Origin of the sequence: Streptomyces iranensis, assembly GCF_017874715.1 — a bacterium.
GTDB classification, from domain to species: Bacteria; Actinomycetota; Actinomycetes; order Streptomycetales; family Streptomycetaceae; genus Streptomyces; species Streptomyces iranensis.
Genome location: NZ_JAGGLR010000026.1, coordinates 103,509 through 117,360, shown reverse-complemented (window position 1 = coordinate 117,360; position 13,852 = coordinate 103,509). Strand labels below are relative to the sequence as shown.

At 71.0% G+C, this 13,852-nt stretch carries 13 protein-coding genes and 1 tRNA gene; 6 read left to right on the top strand and 8 right to left on the bottom strand.

From position 1 onward, the window contains the following. Positions 1–126 precede the first annotated feature (126 nt). The 4 genes from J2Z30_RS38410 to J2Z30_RS38395 form a co-directional block, all read right to left on the bottom strand. A complete protein-coding gene (locus tag J2Z30_RS38410; protein ID WP_044572812.1) occupies positions 127–978 on the bottom strand; it encodes a DUF1906 domain-containing protein in 852 nt (283 codons plus the stop codon). Positions 979–1,031: 53 nt separating this feature from the next. Further along, entirely contained in the window at positions 1,032–2,198 is a 1,167-nt protein-coding gene (locus J2Z30_RS38405; protein ID WP_044572810.1) for a lipid-transfer protein, read from the bottom strand. Then, complete coding sequence (locus tag J2Z30_RS38400) at positions 2,195–2,704, bottom strand: MaoC family dehydratase (RefSeq protein ID WP_044572808.1); 510 nt, start codon at positions 2,702–2,704, stop codon at positions 2,195–2,197. The genes J2Z30_RS38405 and J2Z30_RS38400 overlap by 4 nt, the downstream gene beginning before the upstream one ends. A 65-nt stretch (positions 2,705–2,769) precedes the next feature. Continuing rightward, on the bottom strand, positions 2,770–3,774 hold the full coding sequence (locus tag J2Z30_RS38395; RefSeq protein WP_044572804.1) for a bifunctional MaoC family dehydratase N-terminal/OB-fold nucleic acid binding domain-containing protein: 1,005 nt from the start codon (positions 3,772–3,774) through the stop codon (positions 2,770–2,772). Between the two features lie 708 nt (positions 3,775–4,482). On the opposite strand from J2Z30_RS38395, the gene J2Z30_RS38390 reads away from it, so the two are divergent. Together J2Z30_RS38390 and J2Z30_RS38385 are read left to right on the top strand one after the other, a co-directional pair. Then, positions 4,483–5,643, top strand: coding sequence for a bifunctional DNA primase/polymerase (locus J2Z30_RS38390; protein WP_044572802.1), 1,161 nt, complete (start codon positions 4,483–4,485; stop codon positions 5,641–5,643). Between the two features lie 473 nt (positions 5,644–6,116). Next, on the top strand, positions 6,117–6,914 hold the full coding sequence (locus J2Z30_RS38385; RefSeq protein ID WP_044572799.1) for a hypothetical protein: 798 nt from the start codon (positions 6,117–6,119) through the stop codon (positions 6,912–6,914). A gap of 187 nt (positions 6,915–7,101) precedes the next feature. Here J2Z30_RS38385 and J2Z30_RS38380 read toward each other — a convergent pair whose 3' ends face one another. Then, positions 7,102–7,428 carry a helix-turn-helix domain-containing protein gene (locus J2Z30_RS38380; protein ID WP_044572797.1) on the bottom strand — a complete coding sequence of 109 codons (327 nt, stop codon included), beginning with the start codon at positions 7,426–7,428 and terminating at the stop codon, positions 7,102–7,104. A 250-nt stretch (positions 7,429–7,678) separates the two neighbouring features. Between J2Z30_RS38380 and J2Z30_RS38375 the strand changes: the two genes are divergently transcribed. The 3 genes from J2Z30_RS38375 (at position 7,679) to J2Z30_RS38365 (ending at position 10,219) form a co-directional block, all read left to right on the top strand. Continuing rightward, complete coding sequence (locus J2Z30_RS38375; protein ID WP_308280226.1) at positions 7,679–8,128, top strand: hypothetical protein; 450 nt, start codon at positions 7,679–7,681, stop codon at positions 8,126–8,128. Between the two features lie 185 nt (positions 8,129–8,313). Further along, entirely contained in the window at positions 8,314–9,843 is a 1,530-nt protein-coding gene (locus J2Z30_RS38370; protein WP_078956782.1) for an MFS transporter, read from the top strand. Between the two features lie 85 nt (positions 9,844–9,928). After that, on the top strand, positions 9,929–10,219 hold the full coding sequence (locus J2Z30_RS38365) for a hypothetical protein (RefSeq protein WP_044572794.1): 291 nt from the start codon (positions 9,929–9,931) through the stop codon (positions 10,217–10,219). A gap of 89 nt (positions 10,220–10,308) precedes the next feature. Here the strand turns inward: J2Z30_RS38365 and J2Z30_RS38360 are convergent, their stop codons facing one another. The 3 genes from J2Z30_RS38360 to J2Z30_RS38350 all read right to left on the bottom strand — a co-directional run bounded on the left by J2Z30_RS38360 (position 10,309) and on the right by J2Z30_RS38350 (position 12,707). Continuing rightward, complete coding sequence (locus J2Z30_RS38360) at positions 10,309–10,818, bottom strand: SRPBCC family protein (RefSeq protein ID WP_209469012.1); 510 nt, start codon at positions 10,816–10,818, stop codon at positions 10,309–10,311. A 152-nt stretch (positions 10,819–10,970) separates the two neighbouring features. Then, positions 10,971–11,057 (bottom strand) — tRNA-Ser (locus J2Z30_RS38355). 39 nt (positions 11,058–11,096) lie between these two features. Next, a complete protein-coding gene (locus tag J2Z30_RS38350; RefSeq protein ID WP_044572790.1) occupies positions 11,097–12,707 on the bottom strand; it encodes a S1C family serine protease in 1,611 nt (536 codons plus the stop codon). 231 nt (positions 12,708–12,938) lie between these two features. Here J2Z30_RS38350 and J2Z30_RS38345 point away from each other — a divergent pair, with 231 nt between their 5' ends. Next, on the top strand, positions 12,939–13,772 hold the full coding sequence (locus tag J2Z30_RS38345; protein ID WP_044572787.1) for a glycerophosphodiester phosphodiesterase: 834 nt from the start codon (positions 12,939–12,941) through the stop codon (positions 13,770–13,772). Positions 13,773–13,852: the final 80 nt, after the last annotated feature.

Below are 13,852 nucleotides of genomic sequence, written 5' to 3'. Positions count from 1 at the left end.
CGGATCGGCCATAAGTGCCGAAGCGCAATCAGCCTCAGGTTGTACGGGTGGTGCCGGCACCACCTCCTGCGGGGGGAGGAGGCGGTCGGACGGTCAGGGTTCTTCCCGAGGGTGACCCACGGGTGCTCACTTGATGATCGCGACCGGTGCGTCCACCTTGTTGCGGTCGATGCGCAGCTTCCGGCCGCCGTGCGTCACATCGACGTTGCCCCGGTACTGGTGGATCCGGCGGTGCGGATTCCACGCGCTCTTGGCCAGCGTCGACTCCCCGTACAGCGACGGCTTCCCGTTCCAGCGCGCGAACCACATCACGGAGGGCAGGTCATGGACCCCGGCCCGGCGGGCCTGCTCCACATGGCGCACCCCGGACTCGGCGCTGCTGTAAAAGCCGGGGAAGAAGCCGCGCGAGCGGACCTCGCGGTTCCAGCCGCGGATGAAGGAGAGCGTCTTGGCGGCGCAGCTCGTCCGCTTCAGGTCGTACGCCTCCATGTCGAGGTAGAGCGCGCTGCGCTTCTTCAGGGAGAGCGCCTTGGCGCGCGCCACCGCGTCCTTGCCCTCCGCCTGCCCCTGGGAGAACGGCTTGCCGCCGATGGGCACGTGCTTCTTGTTGGTGTTGCGGACACAAGGCGACTGGGATCCGACGAAGATGGGCAGCACCTGCCACTTCATGCTCTTGACGCCGCGCATCCAGGAGACGGTGAGGTTGGGCTGGCTGGCGCAGGCCCGGCCGCGGCCCGCGTAGTAGACGCCGACGGCGCGGTAGCGGGAGCTGTTCCACGCGCGAAGGGTGGCGAGGGACGGCGCATGGCAGGTGTCGAGGGCCCAGCCCTTGAAGACCTTGGCGCCCAGGGGGCGGGGGTCGGGCAGGGCCGCCGCCGAGGCGGCGGGGGTGGCACCGGCGATCGCGGTGGTCAGGGCCGCGGCCAGACCGGTGGCCCAGCCAGTGATCTGCCATCTGCTCTGCTTACTTCGGGTCATATGACGAGTGAAGGTGGACCTCGGCGGCCCGATACCGCCGACACGCGCGCGAGTCAGCCGTCTGCGCCGAGGAGAAGCCCGGATGTCGGTACCCCGGTGCCCGCGGTGACCAGGGTGCGGGCGGCCCCCGGCACCTGGTTGACGGAGCTGCCGCGGATCTGGCGGACGGCCTCGGCGATCCCGTTCATCCCGTGCAGATACGCCTCACCGAGCTGACCGCCATGGGTATTGAGCGGCAGCGCGCCCTCGGCGACGAATCCGGCCGCCTCGCCGCGTCCGCAGAAGCCGAACTCCTCCAGCTGCATCAGCACGAACGGCGTGAAGTGGTCGTAGAGGACGGCCACGTCGATGTCGGCCGGGGTCAGCCCGCTGCCGCGCCACAGCTGACCGGCGACCACCCCCATCTCGGGGAGGCCGGTCAGATCGTCGCGGTAGAAGCTCGTCATCTGCTCCTGGCCGCGGCCCGCGCCCTGCGCCGCGGCCGTGATCACGGCGGGCGGACGTGGCAGGTCACGCGCCCGCCCCACGCTGGTGACCACGATCGCCTGGCCGCCGTCCGTCTCCTGACAGCAGTCGAGCAGCCGGAGCGGCTCGACGATCCATCGGGAGGCGGCGTGCTCGGCGAGGGTGATCGGCTTGCCGTGGAAGTACGCGGCCGGGTTGGTGGCCGCGTGGCGGCGGTCGGTGACGGCCACATGGCCGAAAACCTCGGGTGTCAGCCCATAGGCGTGGAGATAGCGCTGGGCGGCCATGGCGACCCACGAGGCCGGGGTCAGCAGCCCGAACGGCAGCGACCAGCCGAGCGCGGCACCCTCGGCGGACGGCTCGCGGTGCTGTACGCCGGAGCCGAAGCGACGCCCGGAGCGCTCGTTGAACGCGCGGTAGCAGACGACGACCTCGGCGACGCCGGTCGCGACGGCGAGCGCGGCCTGCTGCACGGTGGCGCAGGCCGCGCCCCCGCCGTAGTGCACACGCGAGAAGAAGGTGAGATCGCCGATGCCGCACGCCTGCGCCACGGTGATCTCGGGGCTGGTGTCCATCGTGAAGGTGACCAGCCCGTCCACGTCGGCCGGGGTGAGCCCGGCGTCGTCCAGGGCCGTCTGGACGGCCTCGACGGCCAGCTTCAGCTCGCTGCGGCCCGAGTCCTTGGAGAACTCGGTGGCACCGATGCCGACGATGGCGGCCCGGCCGCCCAGGGTGTCCGGCTTGCGGGCGCTCATCGGGGGGTGTCCGGGGTGGTGGTGAGGGCGGTGATGGGGTCGGGGATGGGGGCGGGGATGGGGGCAGTCCTGGGGGCGTCGGTGGTCCTCTTCGGGACCTCGCCGGTTCCCGGGGCGTCGCTGGGGAGCCGCACCGTGACCGTGCCGGTCACATGGTGGCCGATGCCGTTCCTACCGATGACGGCGACCTCCGCCGTGCCCTCCGCGACCGAGGTGACCTGGCCGGTCAGCACCATCTCGTCGCCCGGGTAGTTGGGCGCCCCGAGCCGGATCGCGACCTTACGGAGCCGGGCCCGCGGCCCGAAGTGATCGGTGATGTACCGGCCGACCAGCCCATTGGTGGTGAGGATGTTCATGAAGATGTCCGGAGAGCCCTTCTCCTTGGCCGCCTCGGCGTCGTGGTGCACATCCTGGTAGTCCCGGGATGCGAGGGCACCGGCGACGATCAGGGTCCGGGTGATCGGGATGCGCAGTGGGGGCAGCTCATCGCCCGTACGCACCGTCATACGACCGCCTCCTTCTCCGTACGGTCCGCGCCGCCAAGGCCACCAGGGGTTCCCTCGTCCATCCGTTACGCCTCCGCGCCCCGGAACACCGGCAGCTCCAGCTCCTCGTCCACGCGCAGGAACTCCAGCTCGACGGGCATGCCGATGCGCACCTTGTCGTAGGGCACGCCGGTGATGTCGCTGACCATCCGCACGCCCTCCGCGAGCTCGACCAGGGCGACCGCGTAGGGCGGGTCGAACGCCGGGTAGGGCGGATGGTGCATGACCACATAGCTGAACACCGTGCCGGCGCCGGACGCCTCGAACGCCTCCCACCGCTGGGAGCCGCACTCCCCGCACCCCGGCAGCCACGGGAAGCGCAGGGTGGCGCAGTCCAGACAGCGCTGGATGAGCAGCTGGTGCCGGGCGACGCCCTCCCAGAAACCGGCGTTGTCGCGGTTGATGACGGGCCGAGGGCGGCGGGGGCGGTCGGCCGTCGGCTCCGGCTTCCGCTCCGGCTCCGGCTCCGGCTTTCGCTTCGGCTCCGGCTTCCGCATCGGCTCCGGCCTCGCCGCATTCTTGGGCCGTGCGGGCGCGTACTTGAGAATGCGGAAGCGGTGGGTGCCGACCAGCTCCCCGTCCCCGGCGCGGACGTTCATCCGGGTGGTGACGAAGTACCCGGTGCCCAGCTTGGTGGTCTTGCGCGGTGACACCGACTCGATGACCGCGTCGAAGGTGACCCGGTCGCCGGGGCGCAGCGGCCGCAGGTACTCCTGCTCGCAGTCGGTGGCGACCACCGAGGTGCAGCCCGCGTCGTCCAGCAGCGCCAGCAGCTCGTCGTACGCCTCGGAGCGGGCCGAACCGCCGGGGTGCCCGGCCAGCCCGCCCATCGTCCACGCCTGGAGCATCGTGGGCGGGGCGACAGCCGGATAGGCGGGGTTGGTGTCGCCCATAGCCTCGCACCAGTGTCTGATCATGGGTTCGTTGACGGGGTCCCTGCCCGCGCCGCCGCTCGCGGCCGTCCGCCCCTCGTACGCCGTCAGCCGTCCGTACAGCTCTTCCGGGTCAACGTCCAGGTCATCACGTGTCATCGCTTCCCCTGCCGCATGTCCGCCGTAGAAAGCAATCTGACTATCCGTCAGATAAATCGACGCTGTCAAGGGCGAACGCCGAAGCACGGCACACGCGCGATCGCGCGATGGCGTTGATACGCCACCGCGCGACCGTACGACCTCACCCGTCCCGTTTCGCTCAATGAATCACCACAGCTCACTCAGATCGTTCGGACACCATGCCGCTTCCGCGTTCCCCGCGTATCCCGCGCTTCCCTTACGGGCGGTCGCGGCGGTCGCGGCGGTCGCGGGTGCTCACGATGGCGGCGACCTGCCCCCGTACGAGCGGGGCACATCCCAGGAGCCGCGCCCCACCCTGGCGGCGGAGCACGATGGCGCGGCGAGGGTGCGGCCGGGACCCGTCCGGATGTCCGCCATCTCGATTCCTCCGATCCTCCGGCTCTCGCGACCTCCCCGAGGCTCGGAAGGGTCGCGGAAGCAGAGTTGCCCACCGATTCCCGGACGATGCGCGTGGGCCGCTGGAATTACCACGCAAGCATGATGAACCTGTTTTAAACACCCCATGCACCCCCACTCCCCGCGTCACGCCGGTGCGCCCGGCGGGCCGCCCCCGCCCGGCCGTGGGCCGAGCCTTACGAGAGATTCCGTTCCGCATAATTTCGGCCATCCTCGGCGACTTGCCGGGCCCTCTTCCCATTACCGAACACTTGTCCGAAAATGGGTGACATGGCGAATCCCTCACTCGCCCATGCCCTTGTCCACGCCCTGACCGCCGCGGCCCACGGTTTCCGCGTGATCCCGCTGACCCGCGCGAAGCTGCCCGCCGTGCGCTCCCCTCACCACCACGACCCCGCGCCACTGCCGTGCCACGGCGAATGCGGTCGGCTGGGCCACGGCGTCCATGACGCCTCGGCGGACCCGGACGCGATCCGCGCCCTCTTCGCCGCCGCCCCCTGGGCCACCGGCTACGGCATCGCCTGCGGATGCGCCCCGTACCACCTCATCGGCGTCGACCTCGACCTCAGGGGCGTACAGCCCGATGAGCCGGGGGCGCCCGGCAGGCCCCAGGGATCCGGGGGAGCGGGCGACACGAACGGTCGGGCCGAAGGGACCGGGACGGCCGAGAGAACCGAGAGGCCCAGGGCCGGAACGGCCGAGGCGGCCGGAACGACCGGGGCGGCCGGAACGACCGGGGCGGCCGAGGCAGCCGGAACGATCGGGGCGGCCGAGGCAGCCGGAACGATCGGGGCGGCCGAGGCAGCCGGAAGTCCCGGTGCAAGCCGTAAGGACGGCACGGACGGTCTGGCCGCCCTCGCCCGGCTGGCCCGCGAGCACGCCTTCGCCATCCCCCGTACGGTCACCGTGCTCACCCCGAGCGGCGGCCGCCATCTGTGGCTATGCGGCCCGCCCGGCCTCGCCGTCCCCAACTCCGCCGGGCGCCTGGCCCCCGGCATCGACATCCGTGGACTGGGCGGCTATCTGGTCGGCCCCGGCTCCTACGCCTCGCACGGCAGCTATCGCCTCGCGCCCGGCTCCCCCGCCTGGGCCCCGGCCCCCGTACCGTCCGCCCTGTTGCGCCTGCTCACGCCACCGCGCCCGGCCCCGCCCCGCTCGTACCGCCCCGGCCCGCCGTTCCCCGAGCCGCATCCCGCGGCCCTGGAGGGGCTCGTACGGTTCGTCCGCGCCTCACGGGAGGGCCGGCGCAACGACCGGCTGTTCTGGGCGGCCTGCCGCGCCTACGAGGCGGGCGCGGGGCCGGAGTTGGCCCCCGCCCTGATCGAGGCCGCGCTCGACACCGGCCTGCCCCCGCACGAGGCCCGCGCCACCGTGGCCTCCGCGGCCCGCAGCGCCGCCCGCCACCTCCAGCCCCCGGACGCGTGCGCCTGACGCCCGGCCTGATGCCCGGCCTGATACCCGGTATGGCCCCTGGGCGGTATGAACGGAACAGAGGCGGCAGACGTATCGCAGGACACCAGAGGCGGCGCGATCCAGCGGTACACGGACGGTGACCCGTGCGCTACGGGGACGAAGAGCACTATCGTGACCACGCGACGAGGCGCTCCGTACAGGAGCCGGAAGGCGCGGCAACCGGAAGACGCGGCAACCGGAAGGCGCAGGGACCGAAACGCGTAGGAACCAGGCGGCGCGGGGACCGAACGGCGCAGGAACCACACGCCCATTCGCCGGTGCTTCCGCCCCTTGGGGCGGACAGTGAAGGGATTCCCGCTCTCCCCGCGATCGGTGCCCCGTGACCGGCGCTTGGGCACCGGCGCTTCGGCACCGGTGCTCCGTGACCGGCGCCCGGTGACCGGCCGACCGCCTCCGGCGCACCGGCACCAAGGCGCGACCAGGGGGGAGCATTGCACGAGCTCTACGCACAGGGGTGGTTCGCGGACATCGCGTTACCCATAGGCGTCTGCGCGCTGGTCACCTGGATCTCGCTGGTCCATCGTTTCGCCGACAAGGGCCGCCTGCTGGGGACCGTAAGGTCCGCGTCGCTGTGCTGCGGAATCATCGCCTGCACCTGCGCGGCGGCGCTGCTCACCATCGCCCTGCTGCTGCCGCACGCCGCCGATGTGCCGCCCGCCGTGGCCGCCGCCGCCGCGGGCGGGGCCCTGGCGCCTCGCGTCCGTCAGCAGCAGAACCAGCAGTCCACGCCGCCCTTCGTGGCCGTGATCACGCTGGGCATCGCGGTGCTGCTGAGCGAGCTGGAGCGGCGGCTGGTCCACGACATGTACCTCCACTGCCACCGCCTGGTCAGGGACTTCGAGAACGTGGCCCAGCTGCGCATGTTCGCCTTCGAGGCCCGCCTCCACCTGCGCGGCTGCACCCCCGCGACCAAGGACAGGACGACGATCAACACCCTGTACGAGGAGGTGGACCAGCTCCTGGACGACGCGGCCAAGGTCGAGGCCGACATCGAGGCGAAGTGCCGCCAGCGCGAGGTCCAGGAGTTCCCGCCGGAGCTGCACGCCCCGACCCGGGAGGAGGCGGAGGACCGCCGTCAGACCCTGGCTATGGCCATGGACGCCTGCGTACGCATGCTGGAGTTCGGCTACCGCACCGGGAAGCGGAGCGGCGACCGCGAGCTCATGCGGCTGCGGGACGAGGCGCTGGCGGTACGCCCCATCGCCACGACGGGCGCCTCGCACCCCTGATGTGACTCGCACCCCTGATGTGACTCGGGCCCCCGACGAGGCTCGCACCCGTGACGACGTGGCTCGGACCCCTGACGCGGCGCCGCACACCGCACACCACGGCGACGCCCGTCAGGGACGTACCCAGCGCGCCCGGCGCACCCCAGGCGCCCCGCGCACCCCACGCGCCCCGCGCACCCAGATGCCTTCAAGGAGCGTAGACAAAGGCATCGGACCCATCGCCCAGCCCACCCGGCCGCCGAGCCCCGTCCTCCTTGGGCTCCACAAAACTGATCTTGATGTCCAGCTCCAGCGCATCGGCCACGGCAGCGAGGCTGCGCAGCGTCAGATTCTCGTCACCGGAGAGGACTTGGCTCACTCGTCCCGGGCTGACGTCCATGAGCCGGGCGAGGTCAGTGCGGCTCATGCCACGCTTCCCCAGCAACCCGGCGACCTCCACGGTGGCCTGACGCGCCAACCGCGCCCCCGAGTGGTCGGCAGCCTCCGCCTTCGCACCCTTGCTCTTCCACGGCACGCTTCATCAACCTCCCAGCGCATGGTGCCGACGTCGGGCGTCGAACGCCCTCAGTCAAAGCTTCCCACCTTTAGCTACAACTAAAAGCCCACTTCCCGCCTTCCCACCCACCACCCACCCCCCAAACAGCCGATCCCTCGGCCCTGACCTGCACCAACACCCCACCCATACCTTTTCGGCCAGATCTGCCCACCGACCAGCCCCACCGAACGGACGACGTCCCCCGTCCCCCGTCTCTACCATCCGCACCGTGAAGATCGACGAAGCACGGGAACTCGTTGACGAAGCCCCCTACGTACGCTTCCAGAGCCCGGTCCGGAACGAACGCGGCTACTTCTCCGGGGTGTTCGGCCTGGTCAACGGCCTGGCGCGGAGCGGGAAGCTGAACGCTGAGCAGGAACGCTTCCGACGGGCCAACAATGACTGGTACAACGCGGCCTATCCAGACCCCTCGACCGTGGATCCGACGGTCTACGACCACGAGATCCACCCCGGCGCGGCGGCCTGGTTCAAGCCCACGTCCCAGGACCTGATCACGCGGGTGGACGGCTACCTGGAGATCCTTGCCACTCATGGCATCGAGTGCCGGATGATCCGGTCGTCGAATCCGGGGAGGATCGTCTACGAGGACGCGTACCAGATCGTCGTCGTGCCGTACGAGAGCGGAAGCGGGGCCGACGAAGAGCCCGACCAGATGTGAAGTCGCCGCACAGCCGTGCCAGGTAGCCCTTGTCCGGAAACCCTTGCCTGGAAGCCCTTGTCCGGAAGCCCTCATCTCGCCGAGCTTCAACCGGCGACTTGAGGGAAATCGGCTCATCGGCGCTGGTCCGGCGGCCAGAGGCGGTGAAAAGTCTCCGGGATCACTTCAACGAAACACTTGAAGTCATGAATCCCCGAGACACCGATCCGCCCGGGGCGGAGCCTGCCCTCGAGGCCCGCCACGACACAGGAGGAGCCGCCCCCGCGCGGCGGCAGTGGTCGACGCTGTCGGCGGTGAGCGCGGCCCAGCTCCTCGTCGTCCTGGACGGCACCATCGTGAACATCGCGCTGCCCTCCGCGCAGAGCGCGCTCGGCATGTCCGACGCGAGCCGGCAATGGGCGATCACCGCGTACGCCCTGGCCTTCGGCGGTCTGCTGCTGATCGGCGGCAGGGTCAGCGGCGCACTCGGCCATCGCCGTACGTTCATCATCGGCCTGGTCGGCTTCGCCGCTTCGTCCGCGCTGGGCGGTGCCGCCGTGACCCCCGAGACGCTCTTCGGGGCCCGTGCCCTGCAAGGCGTCTTCGCCGCCGTACTCGCGCCCGCCGGGCTGTCGCTGCTCAGTACGACGTTCACCGAGCCGCGCGAACGCGGCCGGGCTTTCGGCGTGTTCGCCGCGGTCGGTGCCTCCGGATCCGCCCTCGGCCTGGTCGCCGGGGGACTGCTGACCGAGTACGTCAGCTGGCGAGGCTGCCTGTACATCAACGTCCCTGTCGCACTGCTCGCCTTGTTCGGCGCGACACGCGTGCCACCGGACCACCCCGAACGCGGCGACGGGCGGCTTGACGTCGCGGGCGCCCTGCTCAGCGCCGCGGGCTTCGCCACCATGGTCTACGCCTTCAACGAGGCCGAACCCCTCGGCTGGGGCTCACCGAGGGTACTGACCCTGCTGACCGGCAGCGGCCTGCTGCTGGCCGCGTTCGCCGCCGTCGAGGCGCGAGCCCCCCGCCCGCTGCTGCCGATGCGCATGCTCCTGCACCGCGCCCGCGCCGGCGCACTCATCTCGATCGGCCTGATGTTCGTCGCCATGTTCGGCTTCTACCTGTTCATGAGCTACTACACCCAGACCGTCCTCGGCTACTCACCGGTCCAGGCGGGCCTGACGCTGATGATCAACGCCCTGGCCGCCCTGATCGGCTCCACGCTCATCGCCGGGAAGCTCTACGGACGCCTCACCCCCGCGGCGCTGATCCTGCCCGGCCTGATCATCGCGGCCTCCGGAATGCTCATCCTCACGCGCCTGACACCGCAGAGCGCACACGTCCTGCCGCTCTACCTGGCACCCGCCCTGGTACTCACCGGACTGGGCCTCGGTTGCGTCATCCCCCCGACCGCCGCCCTGGCCACCGCCGACACACTCCGAGACGACATCGGGGCCGCATCGGCCGCCTACAACGCCTCCCAGCAACTCGGAGCCGCCCTCGGCACCGCACTCCTCAACACCATCGCGGCCGGCGCGACGGCGTCCTCCCTGGCATCAGCACGCCACACCACGCCGAGCTCGGCATCCGTACACGGCTACACCACAGCCCTGACAGCCGCCTTCGGCATCCTCCTCGCCGCCGCGTGCATCGCCGCGCCACTGACCACGACCCGCCGCACCATACGAGGGCGCCCGAAGGGCCGCGCGAACGGCCACGGCTCACGCGAGCCGTGAGCGCCCGTCAAGCGACGGCCGCTAGCAATAGGTGAGGAGGGGCGGTCGGCGTCTCCTCCGGATCGTGTCTGAGCAGGAGGCAACGATGCGTCGTATCGGGCTTGTGGCGGCGTCGGTGACGGGTGCGGTGTCCCTCGCCCTGTCGCCGGCGGGACCGGCGATGGCCGCCGAGGGCACCCTGACTGTCGGCCTGGCCACCCACACCAACCCCAGTGGCTGTTACACGACGAACGTCTGGCCCATGTTCGTGGCCAACAACACCAACCAGGTCGCCACCGTCTTCGACCTCCCGAACTGCCAGGGCCACGCGATCAGCCAGGTCCGGCCGAACGCATCAGACATCTTCGAGTTCGGCACCAGCGTCGCCATCTCCTGACGCCCGGAGCACGACACGCAGAAGGGGTGCCCCCGAACCATGGGCACCCCTTCTGACCAGGTACGTCACGCGAGATCGCGGGCAGGTGCTCATATGCTCCGGCGTCGGATGTCGCGGGCCATCGCCTCGATCGTCGCTGTCATGTTGCGGCGTAGCTGGTCCAGCCGTCCTTGCAGGAGCGCCGCGGCGTTCTCAGGGTCGGCCCGCACCGCCGCGCGGGCTCCGCTGTCACCCGGTCCATGGATGAACGACTGACGGACCACCGTCTGACCCTGCCGCACGGCGGGCCGCAGCTCGTAGTGCCAGACGGCGAAGTGCTCCTCGGTTTCCGGGGAGCCCCCGAACACTCTCCAGCCGAACGAATACGGCCGGTCCGCCGCGACGACCATGCATACGACCTGCGTGACAAGCCCGTTGGGGAACCGGTTGCGAGCCTCGAAGCGCGCCCCGACCACTGGTTCGCTCCAGCCGTCCAGCCAACCCGCGTAGGTGCACTCCGGGCTCCAGTCACCGATCCGGGAGAGGTCCGTAATCGCCTCCCAGAGCTGGCCCACCGGTGCGTCGACGGATAGTTCGACCTCTGCACGGGCGCCAGTCACGCCGAAATCCTGATCCATACGAGGGCAGACCGACCAGACGACGAAAACTCATCGCAGCCCCTCCGGCTCAGAAACGTCTGAGACCACGGACATGCGGAAGGGGTGCCCCGAACCGGGGCACCCCTTCCGACCAGCTGTGTCGCTGACCTCGGCGGAGGCTGAGGGATTTGAACCCTCGGTGACATCGCTGCCACGACGGTTTTCAAGACCGTTCCCTTAGGCCGCTCGGGCAAGCCTCCCCGCGCCATTCGTGATGGCGCGGGGATCAGCCTAGCGCGTCAGCTGTCGCCCTTGCGCTTCCCCAAGGTGACGTCCGCCTTGGACACCTTGCCGCCGCGCTTGTAGGTGAGGGTGACCTTGTCGCCCGGCTGGTGTGTCCAGATCTCGCTGATGAGGGTCGGGCCGCTGTCGATGGCCGTGTCGTCCAGCTTGGTGATCACGTCGCCGGACTTGAGGCCGGCCTTGTCGGCCGGACCGCCGGGGACGACGGCGGGGCTGCCGCCGGTGCCGTTGGAGGCGATGGTGGCGCCGTTGGTGGAGTCCTTCGTGCTGACCGTGGCCTCGATCACCGGGTAGATGGGCTGGCCCGTCTTGATCAGCTGCTCGGCGACGTTCTTGGCCTGGTTGATCGGGATCGCGAAGCCGAGGCCGATGCTGCCGGACTGCTGGGACTCGCCGAGGCCGCTGCCGTTGCCGGCGGACTGGATGGCGGAGTTGATGCCGATGACGCCGCCGTCCGCGTTGAGCAGCGGGCCGCCGGAGTTGCCCGGGTTGATGGAGGCGTCGGTCTGGAGGGCGCTCATGTACGAGGAGTTGCCGCTGCCGCCGTCGCTGGAGGCGACCGGGCGGTTCTTGGCGCTCACGATGCCGGTGGTGACGGTGCCGGAGAGGCCGAAGGGGGCGCCGATCGCGACGGTGGCGTCGCCCACGGCGACCCGGTCGGAGTTGCCGAGGGGCAGCGGGTCGAGCTTGGCGCCCGCGGCGTTCTTGAGCTTGACCACGGCGACGTCGTAGCCCTGGGCGCGGCCGACGACCTGGGCGGTGTACCGCTTGCCGTTGGAGAAGGTGGCGGTCAGCTTGCCGTTGTCGGCGGCCGAGGCGACGACGTGGTTGTTGGTGAGGATGTGGCCCTGCTTGTCGTAGACGAAGCCGGTGCCGGTGCCGCTCTCGCCGTTGTTGCCCTGGGCCTCGATGGTGACGACGCTGGGCAGGGTCTTGTTGGCGATGCTCGACACCGAGCCGGGCGCGCGGCTCTCCGTCTTGGGGTTGCCGTAGGCGGAGACGGTGGTGGTGTCGCCGCCGTCGCTCTCCCGGTCGGCGGCCCAGAAGCCGATGCCGCCGCCGATGCCGCCCGCGACCAGGACGGCGGCCAGTACGGCGGCGACCAGCCCGCGGGGCTTGCGCTCGAAGGGGCCGGAGGACGGCGGCACGGGAGCGGTCCCCCACGGTCCGCCCGGTCCGCCCTGTCCGTCGCCCGGTCCGCCCTGTCCGTCGCCCTGCCCGCCGTGCGGCTGTCCGCCCTCGGCCGACCACCACGCGCCGGACTGCCCGGCGTCCGGGCCGGGGCCCGAACCGGGGCCCGGGGCGCCGGGCGCGCCGCCGCCTGACCCGTCGCCCGCGCCGGCCGACGCCGAGACGGCCGGGGGAGCGGCCGGTGACGCGGGCGGGGGCGTCGACGGGGGCTGGGCGGGGGGCGCCGACGGCGCGGGGCCGGGGGCTCCCGGTGACCCTGCGGCGTCGGGCGTGCCTATGGGCCCGTCCGGTGCGGCGCCCGCGGTGGGCTCGTAGTCCGGCGCGGGCGGCACCGCCGGGTTCGGGTGCGGCGCCGGAGGGGCCGGATGCGGTCCGGGCGCGGGCGGGACGGCAGAGCCCTCGTTCTCGGTGCTCACAGCTCTCTCCTCAGGTGCACGACAGTTTTCCTCGACGGCCTGCGTGTACGTCTTACCGTTACGTCTTACCGTCGTCAGCTTTTCCCACAGCGCGTCAGACCGCCGTAAGGAGCGACAGCCCCGCGGACTACCACCCTTTATCCCGGACAATTCGCCCTACCGCCATTCCGTGCGAACGAACGGATGGGGCCACGTCCACCGGCTCACACCGGGCGGTGGCACCATAACGCGGTGACCTATGCGCGCCCTGCCCGGGACGGCCGCCCCGGGCCGCACATCGTCTCCGTCGTCGCCCACCGCGGGGCCTCCGAGGATGCCCCGGAGCACACCCTGGCCGCCTACCGTAAGGCAATCGAGGACGGTGCCGACGCCCTGGAGTGCGATGTCCGGCTGACCGCCGACGGCCATCTCGTCTGTGTGCACGACCGCCGCATCGACCGCACCTCCAACGGCCGGGGCGCGGTCTCGGCGCTGGAGCTGGCCGATCTGGCGACCCTGGACTTCGGCTCCTGGAAGGGCCGGGCCACCGACAGGGAGGAGCCGGACCGCGACAGCCGGGACAGCGTCTCCGTCCTCACCCTGGAACGGCTCCTGGGGCTCGTCTCGGACGCCGGACGCCGGATCGAACTGGCGATCGAAACCAAGCATCCCACCCGGTGGGCGGGGCAGGTGGAGGACCGGCTGCTCGGACTGCTGCGCCGCTTCGGCCTGGACGCGCCGCCGCCCGGCGAACGTTCACCCATCCGTGTGATGAGCTTCTCAGCCCGCTCCCTGCACCGGATCCGCAGTGGGGCCCCCGCCATCCCCACCGTCTACCTGATGCAGTTCATACTGCCGCGCCACCGGGACGGACAGCTGCCGCCCGGGGTGCGGATCGCGGGGCCGAGCATCCGGATCGTACGGCACCACCCCGGCTATGTGGCGCGGCTGCAGCGCGAGGGGCACCGAGTGCACGTCTGGACCGTCGATGAACCGGAGGACGTCGAATTGTGCGTCCGCCTGGGCGTTGACGCGCTGATCACCAATCGCCCCAAACAGGTACTGTCCCAACTCGGACGCTCATAATGGGCATTACAAGGCGTGCACCGGCGCGTTCGGTACGTATTCGATCGTGACGAGTGCGTCACACGATGCCACTTGGCCGG